The 17,066-nt window shown below is 66.7% G+C and carries 14 protein-coding genes; 4 read left to right on the forward strand and 10 right to left on the reverse strand.

Features of this window, described 5'->3' with window-relative positions; translation table 11 throughout:
• Positions 1-262 precede the first annotated feature (262 nt).
• From J7643_15620 to J7643_15650, 7 genes are all read right to left on the reverse strand, one after another.
• The gene (locus tag J7643_15620) at positions 263-769 is read right to left on the reverse strand and encodes a PaaI family thioesterase (GenBank protein MBO9542016.1); all 507 of its coding nucleotides are present in this window, start codon (positions 767-769) and stop codon (positions 263-265) included.
• A gap of 5 nt (positions 770-774) precedes the next feature.
• Complete coding sequence (locus J7643_15625; GenBank protein MBO9542017.1) at positions 775-1,293, reverse strand: NUDIX hydrolase; 519 nt, start codon at positions 1,291-1,293, stop codon at positions 775-777.
• 18 nt (positions 1,294-1,311) lie between these two features.
• A complete protein-coding gene (locus tag J7643_15630) occupies positions 1,312-4,386 on the reverse strand; it encodes an SNF2 helicase associated domain-containing protein (GenBank protein MBO9542018.1) in 3,075 nt (1,024 codons plus the stop codon).
• A 107-nt stretch (positions 4,387-4,493) separates the two neighbouring features.
• A complete protein-coding gene (locus J7643_15635) occupies positions 4,494-5,087 on the reverse strand; it encodes a peroxiredoxin (protein ID MBO9542019.1) in 594 nt (197 codons plus the stop codon).
• 33 nt (positions 5,088-5,120) lie between these two features.
• Positions 5,121-6,068, reverse strand: coding sequence for a thioredoxin-disulfide reductase (gene trxB / locus J7643_15640; protein MBO9542020.1), 948 nt, complete (start codon positions 6,066-6,068; stop codon positions 5,121-5,123).
• A gap of 74 nt (positions 6,069-6,142) precedes the next feature.
• Positions 6,143-6,565 (reverse strand): transcriptional repressor, encoded by a 423-nt coding sequence (locus J7643_15645; protein ID MBO9542021.1) that lies wholly within the window; start codon positions 6,563-6,565, stop codon positions 6,143-6,145.
• Between the two features lie 31 nt (positions 6,566-6,596).
• On the reverse strand, positions 6,597-7,688 hold the full coding sequence (locus J7643_15650) for an SDR family NAD(P)-dependent oxidoreductase (protein ID MBO9542022.1): 1,092 nt from the start codon (positions 7,686-7,688) through the stop codon (positions 6,597-6,599).
• A gap of 178 nt (positions 7,689-7,866) precedes the next feature.
• On the opposite strand from J7643_15650, the gene J7643_15655 reads away from it, so the two are divergent.
• A complete protein-coding gene (locus J7643_15655) occupies positions 7,867-8,406 on the forward strand; it encodes a DUF4287 domain-containing protein (protein MBO9542023.1) in 540 nt (179 codons plus the stop codon).
• Between the two features lie 23 nt (positions 8,407-8,429).
• The gene (locus J7643_15660; GenBank protein MBO9542024.1) at positions 8,430-8,732 is read left to right on the forward strand and encodes a DUF962 domain-containing protein; all 303 of its coding nucleotides are present in this window, start codon (positions 8,430-8,432) and stop codon (positions 8,730-8,732) included.
• Positions 8,733-8,740: 8 nt separating this feature from the next.
• Here the strand turns inward: J7643_15660 and J7643_15665 are convergent, their stop codons facing one another.
• The 3 genes from J7643_15665 to J7643_15675 form a co-directional block, all read right to left on the reverse strand.
• A complete protein-coding gene (locus J7643_15665) occupies positions 8,741-9,988 on the reverse strand; it encodes an MFS transporter (GenBank protein ID MBO9542025.1) in 1,248 nt (415 codons plus the stop codon).
• Positions 9,985-12,093 (reverse strand): HAMP domain-containing protein, encoded by a 2,109-nt coding sequence (locus J7643_15670; protein MBO9542026.1) that lies wholly within the window; start codon positions 12,091-12,093, stop codon positions 9,985-9,987. The genes J7643_15665 and J7643_15670 overlap by 4 nt, the downstream gene beginning before the upstream one ends.
• A gap of 119 nt (positions 12,094-12,212) precedes the next feature.
• Positions 12,213-13,139 (reverse strand): ADP-ribosylglycohydrolase family protein, encoded by a 927-nt coding sequence (locus tag J7643_15675; protein MBO9542027.1) that lies wholly within the window; start codon positions 13,137-13,139, stop codon positions 12,213-12,215.
• 83 nt (positions 13,140-13,222) lie between these two features.
• Between J7643_15675 and J7643_15680 the strand changes: the two genes are divergently transcribed.
• Positions 13,223-15,166, forward strand: a complete 1,944-nt coding sequence (locus J7643_15680; GenBank protein MBO9542028.1) for an FUSC family protein — start codon at positions 13,223-13,225, stop codon at positions 15,164-15,166.
• Between the two features lie 238 nt (positions 15,167-15,404).
• Positions 15,405-16,604, forward strand: coding sequence for an ATP-grasp domain-containing protein (locus J7643_15685; GenBank protein ID MBO9542029.1), 1,200 nt, complete (start codon positions 15,405-15,407; stop codon positions 16,602-16,604).
• Positions 16,605-17,066 lie beyond the last annotated feature (462 nt).

Below are 17,066 nucleotides of genomic sequence, written 5' to 3' on the forward strand. Positions count from 1 at the left end.
CCCATCGGCTGGCCCTGCCCCTTCGCACGGGTTCGAAGTACATGCGCGAAGCCCGCCGGGAATCCCGGCGGGCTTCGGATGCGAGTGAGTTTTGAGCTTTCCTGAACTACTTGGCCAACCGGCTTCGGGTTGCCCCAAATCTTGCGTCAGCTCTCATCTCTCGGCTTCTGAGAGGATTATGCCCAGGAAAGATGACTGCTCGCTAAAGCGCAGGATCGATTTTCATCAAGCTTTCGTTACAGGTTCGTGAAACCCTCGGATGCTAGCCGTGGAAGGCGCGCTCGAACAGCTTCGGCGCCTGCGCGAAGACCCCCGAGGCCTCGACCGCCACGGTGCCGTCCGGCAAGCGAATCTCCGAGGCGACCCGGATCGAGCGATTCCCGTCCGCCTTCACCCAGGCCGAGGCCATCACCTCGACACCGACGGGCGTCGGGCGGCGCAGGTCGTACTCCAGGTGGACCGCGAGCAGGTTGGTCCGGCGATTCCAGGCGGCCGCCCCCATGATCTCGTCGAGCAGGGCCGCGAGGCTCCCCCCGTGGGCGTGGCCGGGCGGGCCCATCTGCGCGTCGCCGAAGACGAACGGGCAGCGGATCACGTCCTGGTCGCGATAGAAGTCGGCGCGCATCCCGGCCGCGTTGTCAGGGTCGCAGACGAAGCAGGGGCCATGCTTGCTGAGCATCACCCAGCCCTCGCGCGAGCCGGCCAAGGGCGGCGCGGCGTCGCCGAAGGGCGTGATGGGACCGAAGGATTCGACGTGATAAGGGTTCATGGGCGTTACCTCGGGGCGTGGCCGCGACGCGCGAGCCAGTCCTTGATCGCTTGCTTTCCGTTCTCGAACGAGAAGGCGTCGAGCGGCAGCTCCGTGGGGGCGAACCAAGCGAGCTCGCTCACGTCGTCCAGGGCGCTGAGCGCGCCACCGACGACCTCGGCCTCGTAGAAGACGTTGAGGGTCGACACCCCGCTTTCGCCGTAGGTGTCCATGTAGATGCCGCCGAAGCCGGTGAGGCGCACCTCGAGCCCCGTCTCCTCGCGAATCTCGCGCACGGCGCCTTCGGCGGGGTGCTCACCGTCCTCCAGGTAGCCGCCGGGGATGTCCCACAGACCGAAGAAGGGCTGGATGGCACGCCGGGCGAGCAAGAGCCGTCCCTCGGCGTCCGAGACGAGAGCACCGGCACAGGGCTTGGAGTTCTCGTAGAAGACCGTGCCGCAAGCGGGGCAGTGGGTGCGATCGCGCCCTTCGATCACGCGCACCGCAAGCTCGGCGCGGCAGTGGGGGCAGTAGCGGTAGGCCATCTCCAGGTGAACTCCAGGCTATGAGAACAGGTACTCCAGATCCTCGCGGGAGAGCGATCGCACCATCTCCTCGCCGCCCAGGATGTCCCGCACCATCTGCCGCTTGCGCTGCTGCAGGGCCAGGACCTTCTCCTCGACGGTGTCCTTGGCGATCAGCTTGTAAGCGAAGACGTGGCGGGTCTGGCCGATACGGTGGGCTCGGTCCGTGGCCTGGTCCTCGACCGCCGGGTTCCACCAGGGGTCGAAGTGGATCACGTAGTCCGCACCCGTCAGGTTCAGACCGGTGCCGCCCGCCTTGAGGCTGATCAGGAAGACCGGCGTGTCGCTCGCGTTGAACCGCTCGACCCGCTCCAGGCGATCCTTGGTCTGGCCGTCCAGGTACTCGTAGGTGATCCCCTCGGCCAAGAGGCGCTTCTCGAGGATCTTGAGCACCTTCACGAACTGGCTGAAGACGAGCACCCGGTGCCCTTCCTCGACCACCTGCTTCACCAGCTCGACGAACAGCTCCACCTTGGCCGAGGGGATCTCGGCGGCGCGGGTGCTGACCATCTGCGGATCGCAGCAGGCCTGGCGCAGGCGCAACAGCCCTTCCAGGACGTTGAAGCGCGACTTGGCGAGCCCGACCCGATCGACCGCGCCCAGGACCTCCTGCCGGATCGAGGCGAGCAGCGAGTCGTAGAACCGGCGTTGATCGGCGCCCAGCTCGCAGTAGGTGACCATCTCGGAGCGCGGCGGCAGATCGGTCGCCACCTCCTGCTTGAGGCGGCGCAGGATAAAGGGACGGGTGAGGCGGCGCAGGGAATCCGTGCGCTGATCCTTCTCGCCCGGCTCGGTGGAGAGGTAGAGGCGCCGGAAGCGCTTCTCGGACCCCAGATACCCCGGCATCAGGAACTGGAAGAGGCTCCACAGCTCGAGCAGGTTGTTCTCGATGGGCGTACCCGTCAGGCAGAGGCGGTGCCGCGCCGAGAGGCGGCAGGCGAACTTCGCGGCCTGCGATCGCGGGTTCTTGATGTTCTGGGCCTCGTCCAGGATCACGTAGTGGAAGGCCTGCTGCGAGAGCACGTCGAAGTCGCGCCGCAACAGCGAGTAGCTCGTCACCACCACGTCGGCCGAGGCGATCTCCTCGAACAGGTCGCGGCGGCCCGAGCCGTGCAGGACCAGGCGCTTGAGACCGGGAGCGAAGCGCGAAAGCTCCTGCTCCCAGTTGAAGACGACCGAGGTGGGCGCGACCAGGAGGGTCGGCCCCTGGCGGCCCGCCGCCTTCTCGCGCAGCAAGAGGGCGATCGCCTGGATCGTCTTACCCAGACCCATGTCGTCGGCGAGGATGCCGTTGAGGCCGTTGTCCGCCAGGAAGCTCAGATAATCGAGCCCTCGGCGCTGGTACTCGCGCAGCTCGCCTTCGAAGGCCTCGGGCACCGGCACCTCTTCGACCCGCGAGAAGTCCCGCAGCAGCTCGACGAAGGCGCTCCAGTCGGGATCCGCGCGGCGCGCATCCGCCGCCTGCAAGACCTCATCGGCCAAGAGGGCCTGATGCCGCAAGAGGCGCTGGCGCAGGACCTGGCCATCGACCAGGGCGTCCACCCCAAGGGCGTCGGCGAGGCCCCGCTGGCGCGAAAGCCAGTCCTCGGGCAGGCGCGCGTAGGCCCCCGAGCCGAGGCGGATGTAGCGCGAGTTGGCGCGCAGCGCATCGCGCAGGCTGGCCCCGGGCAGAGGCTCGTCATCGAGCGAGAGGATGGTCTCCAGGTCGAACCAGTCGGTGCCGGTGGAGATGCCCACCCCCACGCTAACCCGACGCCGGTCCACCCGGAAGGCCGAGAGGCGCTCCTCGCCGTAGATCTCCCAGCCCGCATCGAGCAGGGCGGGCACCTCGTCCATCAAGAAACCGAGGGCAGCATCCCCCCAGCCGAGCCAGTCCCCGTCCGCGCGCGCGTCGAGGCCAGCCTCGGAGAGGCGCTTGACCAGGGCCGTCTCGGCCTGCGGGTCGCGCAGGTAGTGGCCCCACTGGCCCTCGCGCTCGGCGAGCACCGCGCGGCGCGGATCCTGCGCGGTCACAGGCGTCCCCGCTCCGTAGACGAAGCTGAGGCGCGCCAGGAGGTACTCGCCCTCCTCGTGCAGGGTCAGGCGCGGCACCGGCGCCAGCTGCGGATGGGTCACGGGGGTCGCATCACCCGGCAGCTGAGGCTCGTCCGGGAGGGCCTCCTCGTCCTGCGCGAGCGAGGGCAGGGTCATCTCCACGAAGGGGTAGAAGGCGTCCTCGATCATCACCCAGGCGGGGTCGTCCCCCACCACGCGGCCCGGGGTGACGGGGTGGTGCGCCCCTTCGAGCTCCCAGATGCCCTCGTCGCCGGCCCACGACGAGAGGCGGCGGTGGCGCACCGAAACGTCCGGGCGCACGATGAGCGACTTGCGCCCGGCGCCGAAGACGAAGGGGTAGCCCGCAAGGTGCCGCAGGACCGTGTCCACGTGCTCTTCGAGCAGGGGAATGCCTCGGGCGTGCGGCGAGGAGAAGTGCCGGCCATGAGACTGGAAGAAAGGGGTCACCAGGGTGAGGATCGCCTTGTCCGCCTCGCTCAGGTGGCGGCCGGTGGGCGTCCCCCAGAGGGCCATGGGGCGAGGGGCCCCAGGGGTGCCGTCCTCGCGCAGGCGGGTGGTGTCGAGCGCGAGCCACAGACACTGGGGACGGCGGTACATGTTTTCGAGCTTCTTGGGGGGCGGCGCCGGCCAGAGGCCGTAGAGGATCACCTCTTGACCCGGCAGGAAGACCTTACCGGCCACCTCGGCCACCGGCCGGGGCAGGTCCACCGGCGCGTCGAGGAACGCGAGCGCCAGCGCGATCGCATGGCGGCACCGCTCGCCGTCGTGGCAGTCGCAGCGGGCCTTCAGGCTCTGCCCGTCCCATTCGAGGCTGGTGGTCTGGGGGTAGATCGTCCCGTCGTCGACCCGCGCGGCCACGCGCAGCACCCCGGGCGCCGGCGCGCTGACGGCCGGAGCTCCGACCCCGCCTTGTTCGAAGCAGGCCGAACCCTTCTTGAAGGTCAGCGCATCGGCCCAGCGCTCGAGATCCCGTTTCGAAAAAATCGTCGCTTGTTCCAAGCCGTCGCCTCACCACAAAAAAAGATCAATCCACTGATTATACCGCGTTGCCCGCATGCGAACACCCCCCCGGCTTCCCGGGGGGGTGCGAGCGAAGGATGCTCGGCCTAGACGGCCGCTGCGGCCTTCTGGAAGTACTCCTTGGACTTCTCGGGATCGGGGATGATCGTGTCCTTGCCGGGCTTCCAGTCGGCGGGGCAAACCTCGCCGTGCTGCTCGAAGTGGGTGAGGGCATCGACCATGCGCAGGGTCTCGTCGACCGAGCGGCCCAGGGGCAGGTTGTTGACGACCATGTGCTGGATGACGCCGTTCTTGTCGATCAGGAAGAGGCCACGGAAGGCCACGCCCTCATCGGCCTTGAGCACGCCGTACTCGGTCGAGATGGTCTTGGTGAAGTCCGCGACGAGGGGGTAGTTGAGGCCCTCGAGGCCACCCTCGGTGCGCTTGGCGTTGACCCAGGCGAGGTGCGAGAAGTGCGAGTCGGTCGAAATGCCGACCACCTCGGTGTTGCGGGCCTTGAACTCGGCGATGCGATCCGAGAACGCGAGGATCTCGGTGGGGCACACGAAGGTGAAGTCGAGGGGGTAGAAGAACAGGACGACGTTCTTGCCCTTGTAGTCCGACAGCGAGACGGTCTTGAACTGGCCGTTCACGACCGCGGTGGCCTTGAAGTCGGGAGCGTGCATGGTGGGTTGAAGCATGGTGTCTCCTAGTGAGTGTGGTGCGTGGGTTGGTTAGCTTGCCGCGCCGGCGTGCGCCTCTTCGGCGATGCCAGCGAGCCAGCGCTCGGCGTCGATCGCGGCCATGCAGCCGCTGCCCGCCGCCGTGATCGCCTGACGGTAGACCGTGTCCTGCACGTCGCCGGCGGCGAAGACGCCCTCGACGCTGGTGCGGGTGCCGTCATGCGTAAGGATGTAGCCCTTCTCGTCCAGGTCGAGCTGACCCTGGAAGAGCGCGGTCGCGGGCTTGTGGCCGATGGCGATGAACACGCCGTCGACCGGCTGCTCGCGGGTCTCGCCCGTCTGGACGTTCTTGAGGCGAACGGAGGTGACCTTGTCCTCGCCGAGGACCTCGTCGATCACCGAGTTCCAGACGAACTCGATCTTGGGGTTGGCAAGGGCGCGCTGCTGCATGATCTTGCTGCCGCGCAGCTGGTCGCGACGGTGGACCAGGTAGACCTTGTTGGTCATGTTGCTGAGGAAGAGGGCCTCTTCGAGGGCGGTGTCGCCGCCGCCGACGACCATGACGTCCTTGCCCCGGAAGAAGAAGCCGTCACAAGTGGCGCAAGCCGACACGCCGCGGCCCTGGAGGCGCTCCTCGGAGGGCAGGCCGAGCCACATGGCGCTCGCGCCGGTCGCGATGATGATCGAGCGGGCTTCGAAGAGCTGGCCCTTGCTGTCCCAGACCTTGAAGGGCATGTTCGAGAAGTCGACGCGGTCGATGAAGTCGGTGACGATGCGGGTGCCGAAGCGCTCGGCCTGAGCGCGGAAGAGCTGCATCATCTCGGGCCCCTGGACCCCATCGGGGAAGCCGGGGAAGTTCTCGACGTCGGTGGTGGTCATCAGCTGGCCGCCGGGCTGGGTGCCCTCGAACAGGATGGGGTTGAGGTTGGCGCGGGCGGCGTAGATGCCTGCCGTGTAGCCAGCGGGGCCGGCGCCGATGATGAGGACGTTTTCGATCATTGGGTGGTGCTCCTGGTCCCTTGCTCCCTGCGACGGGGTGGAGGGTGGGGGGATGAAATTTCTGGGCGCGAGCGCTAGGCGCTGCGCGTCCCGCGCAGCAGGACCTCCACCGAGCTGACCTGGAAGGTCGGGTCGAGCATGGTGTCGAAGGTGACGCTCTCGCGCGGGATGTCGTGCAATTCGCCGGTCGTCTCGTCGTAGAAGTGGTAGTGGTCGGCGAGGTTGTTGTCGTAGAGGGAGCTCTCGACATGCGGCAGCTTGAGCTCGCGCAAGAGGCCCGCCTCGACCAGGATCCGCAGGGTGTTGTAGACGGTCGCCAAGCTCATCTTGGGGAAGTGACGATCGACCCAGAGCTTGATGGTCTCGGCCGTCGGATGGTCGGCCTCACACAGCACGAAGCGACAAATCGCGATGCGCTGCGCGGTCGGGTTGATCCCCGCCTGCTTGAGGGCCGCCTCGATCTGATCGGGCGAGAGGCATGACGTCTTCTTCTGCATGTTCTTAGAATAATTCTAAATCCAGCGATCGTCAAGGTCCAAGGCTGCCCTCCCGCTCGCCAATCTCGCCGGTCGTAGCGGCCTGGCCTTCCGGCGTCGACGAAAAGGATATCTGGTTGGTCAGGTGCGCCTCACGCGCCAAGGGCTTGAGGAAAGGCCGCCAGGCACGCCTGAGCACGACGTCCTTGCCCTGGCGCCCAGCGCTCCCCGCCCCGTCCCCCGACGGCAGCAAGCGATTGACGAGGGCGAAAGCATCGAGGGTGATGTTGGGGAACAGGTCGTGGGCGATGCCGAGGGCCAGTGCCTGCCAGCTGAGGGTGGTCTCGCCGACGCCCCGGCGCGTCGCATCGACGATCTTGCGCGCCGAGCGCTCGGCGTTCTGGGAGAGGCCGGGCCAGGAGTCGGCGAGGGCGAACCAGAGGAACTCCTTGGCCTGCTGCCCCTTGAACCAGGCATTGAGCGGGGATCCCGTCCGCATCAGGCCCGGCAGGATGGTCGTCACGGCGATGCCGTCCTTGGCGACCTCGACCCGTAGGCCCTCCGAGAAGCCGCGCAGGGCGAACTTGGCGCAGTGGTAGGGCAACAGGTGGGGCGAGGAAACCCGGCCGCCGATGGAGTCGATGTTCACGATCCGGCCGTAGCCGCGCGCGCGCATCCGGGGCAGGACCGCGAGGGTCGTGTGGAGCGCCCCGTAGAAGTTGACCGCCATGATGTGCTCGAAGTCCTGGTAGGTCATGACCTCGGCGGGGCCGACCTGGATGATCCCCGCGTTGTTGACCAGCACATCGATCTGGCCGTAGTGGGCCCCGACGACGGCGACGAGCTTCTCGGCTTGATCTCGGTCGGAGACGTCGCAGCGCACGGCGAGGACCTCGGCGCCGTGCGCCTCCAGGTCCAGGCGCGCACGCTCGAGCTCGGCCTCGTCCCGCGCGCAGATGGCCAACCGGCAGCCCTGGCGCGCGAACTCGCGGGCAAGCAGCAGCCCCAGCCCCCGCGAGCCGCCCGTGATGAGCACCACCTGGCCATCGAGACTCACCGGCCGGCGCTGAGCGAGTCGCCACCCCAAGTAGGCCGCGCCCGCTACGGCCAACCACAAAGTGCTCCTGCCTGAAGGCTTCTTCATGGGGGCCCCCTTCCTTCTCTTCCAAGGCTCACAGGGCAATGGTGCCAGCCCCCCGCAAGGGAGTCACCAGACGGACGGAATGCGGTATGATCCGGGCAGTCGTCCTTGTCGAGGAGCCACCCCCATGTCCACTGCCCCCAAGGCCTTTCCCTACGGCACCCACCCCGCCGTCGCCCACATGCGCGCGATCGCGGACAACCTCCAAAAGAAAACCGGCAAATCGCTCGCCGAGTGGATCGCCTTGGTCGAGGCCGAGGCCCCGGCCACGGAAAAGGAGCGCATGGCCTGGCTCAAGGCCGAACACCAGCTCGGGCGGGACACGGCCATGACCATTCTGGAGTTCGCCAAGGGCGAGCAGGAGTACGACCCCGAAGCCATGGTCGCGGCCATGTACGACGGCCCCAAGGCGGCTCTCGTCCCGATCTACGAGCGCCTGATGGAGCTTGCCCTCGCGCTGGGCGAGGACGTGAAGGCCGCCCCGTGCTCGACCTACGTGCCGCTGATGCGCAGGCGCCAGTTCGCGGTGATCAAGCCGACCACCCGGACCCGCATCGACCTGGGGCTCGCGCTGGGCGACCAAGAGGCGAGCGGACGGCTTGCGATCGCGAAGAACGTGGGCAGCGCGCGCATCACCCACTGCGTCGGCATTTCCAGACTCGATGACATCGACGAGACCGTGAGCCGCTGGCTCAAGGAAGCCTACGAACAGGACGCCTGATCACCAGCGAAGAGGAGGGACCCATGGCCTTCAAGGACACCCTCGACGAGTACCTGCGCCGCTACGAGGCGGAGCACACCAAGTTCGCCACCCGGCTGACGCACGTCGTCGGCATCCCGCTGATCGTCGCGAGCCTGCCGCTGCTCTTCGTCCGCTGGAAGCTGGGGCTCGCACTCTTCGTGCTCGGCTGGGTCTTCCAGTTCATCGGCCACCGCATCGAGGGCAACAAGCCCGCCTTCTTCGGAGACCCGCTGTACCTCTTGGTCGGTGTCATCTGGGTCGGCCAGGAGATCCTCGGCTGGTTTTCGCCCCGTCGCTCGGCCTGAGCAGAGCCTCAGGCGGGCAAGGCCTCGCCCTTCGTCTCGGTCCCCAGCCAGGCGGCCACGAGCCCAACCCAGAAGATCCCGGCGAAGACGAGGGCCATGGGCCCGAAGCCGCCAAACAAGGCGACCAGCGGCCCGACGCCGAGCACCGCAATTGCCGTCACCAGGCGCCCCACGTTCAGGCAGAAACCCGCCGCGCTCCCACGGATGGCCGTGGGGAACAGCTCCGGCAGGTAGACCGAAAGCCCCGCCTGGGTCAGCCCCAGGCACAGCCCGAGCATCGCGGTCGCCGCGTAGACTCGGGGCGAGAAGGCCCCATGGCCCGCAAAGAGCCAGAAGGCCGCACCGAAGGCCCCGGCGAAGCCGAGCATGAGCCCCTTCCTGCGCCCGAGGGCCTGGGCGAGCACCCCGGCGAGCAAGCAGCCGACAATCGAGCCCACTCCGTTCCAGAGGGTGACGAGGCTACGCACCTCGGCAGGACTGCCGGGCAGCGCCTGCGCCCAGGTCGGCACCCAGGCGAGCGTTCCCCAGTAGCCCACCAGCAAGCTGGTATAGGCGACAGCCCCCACGAGCAGGCCCTTGCGATGCTCGGGGGCAAGCAAGTGCTTCAGAAGACGCCCAGGCGCTCCGCGCTGCGCCTGCCAGCGCTCGGGCTCACGCAGGCCCCAGCGTAGCAAGACGGCGAGCAGTGCCGGCAGCGCGCCCACCATGAAGAGCAAACGCCAGTCATGAATCCGGTAGTGCAGGGCCCCGGCCAGGAAGACGCCGGTGGAGTAAGAGGTGATGAGGGCGCCCACGGCGATCGCCCGGCTGCGCTCAGGCCAGACCTCCGAGAGGTAGGTCGTGATGGCGACCAGCTCGCCCCCCACCCCGATCCCGGTCAGGAAGCGGCAGACGAGCAAGACCTGCCAGTTGGGCGAGAAACCTGCAAGGCCCGTGAAGACCGAGTACAGCCCCACCGAGATCACCATGGCCTTCACCCGGCCGATGCGATCGCCCAGGTAGCCGAAGCCGAGCCCCCCGAGCATCCAGCCGAGCAAGAAGGCAGAGCTGATCCAGCCGCCGACCAGCCCCACGACGGCAGGCCCCGCTCCGCCGAGCAACTCGCCCAGGGCCTGGGGCATGGCCATGGCCATCACGGTCGAGTCCAGGCCGTCGAAGACGCCGCCAAGCCAGCAGGCGAGAAAGGCGAACAAGTGGAAGGGGCGCACCCCTTGAAAGAGGCGTGCGGGCGGGTGAGCGAGTTGTGGCGCGGTCATGCGAGTTCTTTGATGGCCTCGGGCGATTTCGGAAGGGTGAACCAGAAGCGCGCGCCCTCACCGGGCGCGCTCTGCACCCCGATGGTACCACCGTGGGCCTCGACCAGCACCTTGCTGATGTTCAGGCCGAGCCCCGTGCCCTTGCCCTTCTTGAGACCGGCCTCCAGCTGCGAGAAGCGCTGGAAGAGGCGAGGCATGTCCACCGCGGCGATCCCCTCGCCGTCGTCCTCGACCTCGCAGCGGACGAACTCGTCGTCGTCCATCAGGCGGACACGGACGACCCCGCCCGGCGGGCTGAACTTGACGGCGTTGCTGATGAGGTTCGTCAGCACCTGACAGACGCGCTGCGGATCCACCCAGGCGACGAGCGGGTGCGCAGGGGCCTCCAGGCGAATCGTCACCCGGGCATCCTCGGCGAGCGGCCGGAAGCTCTCGACGATCTCCTGGGCGCTCGTGGCGAGCTCCTGCTCGGAATGGCGCAGGGTGAAGGTCCCCGCCTCGATCCGCGCGAAGTCGAGCAAGTCGTTGAGCAGGCCTTCGAGACGCTGGCTCGCCATCTGGATCTGCCAGACGAAGCGCGTTTGTTCCGAGCTCAGAAGACCGCCGATGCCTTCCTCAAGGAACTCGGCGTAGCCGCGAATGGTGGTGAGCGGGGTCCGCAGCTCGTGCGAGACCGAGTTCACGAAGTTGCTCTTGAGCCGGTCCAGCTCCTTGAGCTGCTCGTACTGGACCTGTAACTGGCGCTCCTGGTGGCTCAGCTCCGCGTTGGCCTCCTCGAGCTCGGCGGTGCGCTGCTCGACCCGTGCCTCGAGGGTGTCCCGCGCCTCTCTCAGGCGCTGGGTCATCCCGGCGAAAGCCTCGGCGAGCGTCCCGATCTCATCCTGGGTCTCGGTTGGGAGCGCCTGCAAGGCCTGCGGCGAGAGGTCGCCCCGGCTCACCTTCCGCGTGGCCTCCAGCAAGCGCTTGAGGGGCTGGGCGACCTTGCGGCGCAGCACCCCACCCATCAGGAAGACCTCGACGCACAAGGAGAGCAGCCCCGCGAGCAGGACCGCCCCTGCGGCCTGGATAGCGCTCGTCCACATGAGCCGCTTGGGATAGACGACCGCCAAGTACCAGTCGGGGCCGGCGATGCGCCCAGCAGCCACGAGGCGGTCGTGGCGGGTATCGTTCAGCACGCCCGGCTTCGTCGCCGTCGTCACCAGGCGATAGAGGTCCTGCAAAGCGGCATCCCCGTCCCGCGCGATGTAGAAGTCCCCCTTGAGGCGCGCGATCTCGTCGGCCAGGCCGGGGTGCGCAATGAGACGCCCGTCCTTCCTGAAGAGCACGGCCGTCGTGCCGGGCAGGTGGCGCTCGTAGATCCCGTCGATCAGGCGCTGCAGCGAGATGTCCGTCCCGATCGCCCCCAGGTAGCGCTTGTCCAGATCGATGGGGGTGATGCAGGACGTCATCCAGAGCTGCGAGATCTCGTCGAGGTAGATGCGGGTCCAGCGGGTCTCGCGGGTCGGGTTCACCTCCGGCAGGCCCAGCTCGTAATACTCGTGCCCCTGAAAGCGATAATCCGCCCCCGGACTCCAGCGCAAGCCAGGCCAGTAGATGAGCAGGCTCTTCTCCGGCGCGAGAAAGTACAGGTTGAGAAAGGGCGGCGCTCCGGCCGAGAGGCTGGCCTCCCGGCCTCCCGCGAGCACCTGGCCGAACTGACCGAGCAGTTCGAAGGCCGCCAGGTGCCGGTGAGCGAAGTCCGAGCTCATGGCGGCATCCACCTCGGCGAAGCCCGACAGGTGGCGCGCGTACATCCCGCCCAGCTCATGCGTCCCGCTGAAGAAGGGCGCACGCACCCGCTGCGCACCGTCGGGTGCCGTCTCGAAGATGCGTCCGAGGTCGGGGGGCTGCTTGCTTTCCGCCTGGAGGCGATAGCGCGCCAGGAAGTCGTCTCGCCACTGGTGCTGCTTGGCGACGATGAACTGGAACCACTGGCTCTCGCTGCGCGATCGCTCGGTGACGAACTGCTCGAGCTCCAGCTTGATGCTCCGCTCGCGTAGGTCGGCCACCTGGGTGTAGCCGAACAGGCTCACCAACACCACGACGCCCCCGACACGCAGGGCCATCTGGCGCAAAGCTGCGGCAATCAGCGAGGGACGCTCGGATCTGTCTGGCGACGTTGAAGGCTCACTTGACATCATCAAGCGACACTATACCCCGCCATGGCAAATCTCGCCGCGAAGAATTATTGAGGCGAGCGAGCCTCCTGGGCGCGCAGGAAGGCCTCGACCCTGGGCCGCGCAAGCCATGCCGCGCGCCAGCGCTCGGGCACCACCGCCCCTTCGGCCGCACCGAGGATCATGCCGAGCCCGAGGCCCCGCGCCGCCGAATCGCCGCCGGCCGTCGCGTTCGCGATCAGCGCAGCCTCGAGGTCGTTGGGATGCGCGAGCGCCAGGGCGAGCATGGAGGGGAAGGCGCCCGAGACGCCGCAGGCGGGGCCGAGCGCCTGAACGGCCTCGGTATCGCCCGCCGAGACGGCCGCGCGCGCAGCTTCCAGTTGCTCGGCTACAGGCAGGAGGTAGTAGCTCGCCTTCGCGGCGCTGGCGAGGGCCTCGGGCACGCTTTCGCCCCGCAGCACCGCGCGCGTCGCACGCACCAGGAAAGCCGCCGCGTCGGAGACCGCCACGTCGCGATGGGTCAGCGCGGTCTGGGCCCGCGCCGCCTCCACGACGACCTCGTCCGGCGCGTCCGCGAGCGCGACGAGCAAGGGCGCGATCCGGGTCGCGCCACCCAGGTCCGAAGAGGGCGAGCCAGCCTCGGTGGCGGGCATGCCGGCTTCCAGGTTGGCCAGGGTGGTCTTGGTGGCCCCGTCGCAGTAGCCGGGGTAGTCGGCCCACATGGCGCGCCAGCGCGTGGCGAAGGCGTTCGGATCGAAAGGCTGACCGGGGACCAGGGAGTCCATCAAGGTGAGCGCCTGGTCGCCGTAGTGGGTCTGAGCGCCGGCGGGCCGTCCTGCGTGGTAGCTGGTGGCAGGCGGCGCGACCACTTCGTCGACGCGCCCGAAGGTGCGCGTGATCGCCTCGGGATCGTAGATCCAGTGGGCGGGCAGGGCCAGCGAATCGGCAATGAGCGAGGCTTCGAGTAGGGTGGCAAGACGTGACGACTGCGGCATGGATGCGGCTCCTTTCGATGGAGTAGCATGCTACCACGCGGCCTCTGCCCCCTTGAAGCTGAGCGCCTGCGTTTGGAGTCGCCATGATTCGATCGCTTGGCAGCAAGCTGGGGCTCGATGCAGCCGCCGTGCAGGGTGGCCTGAGGCTGGCCTTCGCGGCCTGGCTCGCCTTCTCCATCGCGGCCTTGTTGCATGTCCAGAATGCCTACTGGGCCGCGATGCCGATCTGGGTCGTCGCCCAGTCGTCGCGTGGCCTGTTGCTGGAGCGAGGCCTGTTCCGCTTGGTCGGGACCCTCATCGGCGCAGGCGTCGGCCTCGGCATCCTGCACGTCCCTGCCGCTCCTTGGCTGCAACTTGCGCTGCTCGGGATCTGGGTAGGGGTCTGCGGTGCGCTCACGCATCTCTTGCAAGGCGTTCGCTCCTACGGCGCCTTGTTGGGCGGCATGACGGCGGCGATCGTCGTGCTGCCCACCGTGCTGGCACCAGACCAATCGCTCGAGCTCGCTCTCTCGCGTATCGCCTGCACGCTCATCGGCGTCCTGGTCGTCACCTTGGTAACGGGCCTCTTCACGCCTAAAGCACGCCGCCAGGCCTTTTATCAGCGTGCGCGTCAGCTTGCGGGTGATGCCGTCGCATTCGCGGCCGATGCCATAGGCGGCTCGCAGCAGGATGAGCTGGAGCGGCGCATCCTGAGCGAGATGAGCGAAATCGACGCCGCGGCCCACATGGTCTCGGCCGGCTCGCTCGAAGGTTCTCGCCGTCTCAAGCACGTCCACGCGTTGGTGGCATCCTCCCTGGCCGTCATGGCAGCCGGGGCGGCGATCCGCGCTCGCTGCCGACGCGGCGGCACGGTGCCTGAGACCTTACCGGTTCAATTGAACGCCCTGGCAGATCAGCTACGCTCGCAAGCCCTATCGGCCGCCCCGGCGCTCGAGATGGCGGCGCTTCGAGCAGCCGACCCTCTCTTCGAACGGCTGGCGAGCGCGCTCGATTCGCTCGTCAACGCCGAGGCCGCTTTGTTCGCAGATCCGGGCGAGACGAACGCCCGCTCGTTTGGCAAGGAAACAGCCTACCTGGCGCCTCATCGCGACTGGATGCTTGCGCGTAGCACGGGGCTTGTTTGCGGCGCCGGCACGTTTCTGGCAGCGTTTCTCGGGCTGGCATCCGGCTCGCACGTCGCCGAGCTCGCGGCCCTCGGGGTCTGCATCTTCTCGATGGTTCTGGGCGCCATGTCGACGCCGCAAGCGATCGCTCCGAAGCTCTTCACAGGCATCGTTGTGGGCGCCCTCGTCGCCACGTTCTACCGCTTCGCCCTGCAGCCGCACATCGAAACGACGGCAGGCTTGATCCTCTCCGTGGCGCCCTTCTTGCTTGTCGGCGGCCTGGCACGGGCAAGCCGACGAACCGCGATTCCCGCGCTGGACGCGAACATGTGCTTTCTTCTCGCAAGCCGGGCCGGCATGCCCGCAGCCAGCGCAGGCGAAATCCTGAGCGGGGCGCTCGCCCTCGTCCTGGGGGCAGGGGTGGTGTCGGCATGGTTCATGATCCTGCCCCGACGCGCGAGTAAACAGGCCGAAGAGGCTGCCCGCCTCATCCGGCAAGACCTCGGCCGGATGATGACACGCAAGGCATCGCTCTCTTCCGAAGCGTGGCACCCTCGAACCGCGCGGCAGATCTTGCGGCTCCAGCTTCATCTCAGCCGCGCAAGCGAACTAGGCGAATCGGCTCCCCGTGGGCTACTCGCAGCGCTGAATCTCGGCCAGGCGATCGCGAGCTTGCAAGAAGCTGCGCGCAGCCAAGATTTGCCCCCCAGCGCCCGCTCAGCTGCAGAGAAAGCGTTGAATATCCTCTCGTTGTTCGCAAACGATCCCTGGGGGACGTCAGATAGATTGCTTCACCGAGCAGCAGCGCTCGGTGATAGCGTCGTATCGCAGGCAATGCGAGATGCCGCCGATGCGCTTCTTGAAGGGGCGGAGCTCTATGCCTACGGCGCCATCACCAGCCCCCGCTCGACAAGGCAAGGCTAGCTGCCTCCAACTCGTCGAATCATCGTTTTTTGATGAAATTGATGGACCAGACCCATCCGAAAAAGCCCAAATCAAATTCAAATCGGATATCCTGGGCATATGAGATCCGAGCCCTGAATCCGACCTGAGTATCAGGTCCACCGGCTACCCTGCGGCAGAGAGGAAACAAGCAGTGCCCAAAAAAGAAAAGACAAAGCCCACTCAAGCCCCGTCGACTCAGGCTATCGAGCCGCCCAAGGTGGAAAAGCCGCTGCGCATCTTGTGCATCGCGGGGATGGTTTCCGGTCGCCCCTTCATGAAGCAGGCGGCTGCGATGGGCCACAAGGTCATCGTTCTGACGAGCGAGAAAGGCCTCAAGCAGGAGTGGCCGCGCGAGATCCTCGAAGAAGTCATCGCCGTCAAGAATTTCGACGACGAGACCGAGGTCAAGAACACCATCAGCTACATCTCCCAGCGGCGCAAGATCGACCGGATCGTCCCGATGGGCGACTGGGAAGTGGAAATGAGCTGCTTCCTGCGCGAGCACATGCGCGTGCCCGGCATGGGTGAGAGCACCATGCGCTACTTCCGCGACAAGCTCGCCATGCGCATGAAGGCCCAAGAGGACGGCATCCCGGTCCCCGAATTCGTGCACATCCTCAACCATGACGACGTCTTCGACTACATGCAGCGCGTGCCGGCGCCCTGGGTGATTAAGCCGCGCCTGGCAGCAGCGTCCATGGGCATCAAGGTCCTGCACAACGACCAGGACGTCTGGAAGAAGATCATGGAGCTGGGCGACAAGCAATCCGGCTACCTGCTCGAAAAGTACACGCCCGGGGATGTCTATCACGTCGATTCGGTCGTCTCGGAGCGGGATGTGAAATTTGCCACCGTTTCCGTTTACGGCACGCCGATGCTCGACCTCAACGTCAAGGGCGGCGTGTTCACGACCCGCCTGATCGATCGCAAGAGCCCGGACTGGAAGGTCCTTCAGGAGCTCAACCGCAAGGTCATCACCAGCCTCGGCCTGGTCCGCGGCGTCACCCACATCGAGTACATCAAGGACCGGGAGACCGGGGAGTTCTTCTTCCTGGAAGCGGCCGCTCGCGTCGGCGCCGCCAAGATCCCGGATGTAGCGTGGAGCGCCACGGACATCTGCCAATGGTTCGAGTGGGCCAAGATCGAAACTCAAGGTGCGGAGTATCAGCTGGCGCCCTTCCGGGAAGGCTATGCCGGCGGCATCGTGTGCCTGGCCAAGGAGCAGTGGCCGGACCTCAGCTCCTTCGACGCCCCCGAGGTGGTGTGGCGCCAGAAGAAGGAGTGGCACGCCGGTATCATCGTCCGCTCGGATGATCCGGACCGCGTGGAGGCCCTGGTTAACGAGTATGCGCGGCGCTTCGCAACGGAGCTGATGGCTCACGCGCCGACCAAGGAGCACCAGGGCGCAACGATGTAGCGTCCCTGAACTTGACGGGTTCCGCGCAATGCGCGGAACCCGTTTTTTGTTTTTGCCCTGCCCTGGGCGGCGCTTGAAGCGAAACCGAGCTGTGGCCTCAAGGGCTCATGGAAAAATAGCAAGCCATTGCCTCTCGAAGGTACTGAATAGCCTGCACGCGACAAATGTCCTGAGTCTTGATGCCCTGCTCAGTTTCCTTATACGGTTCAGGGTCTCTTCGGTCCTTGTGCTCAGAGAACTAACCTTTCAGGTGGATGTCTTTTTCGGGCGAACGTAACATCTACCTGAGTGGTCCTTGATTTAAGGTTTCTCACATCACTCTGAAGTCCCTTGAATAGAGGCTTTGCCGCCTTGAAAAGGAGCGCTCCTTGATTTTAGAACAAATGTTCTATATAAAAACATGATGCAGCCCTCCGTCTTTACATTTATTATCACGCCGCACGTTGGAGATCGGGTACATTT

It is taken from the genome of bacterium (assembly GCA_017744355.1).
In the GTDB taxonomy this organism is placed as follows: domain Bacteria; phylum Cyanobacteriota; class Sericytochromatia; order S15B-MN24; family UBA4093; genus JAGIBK01.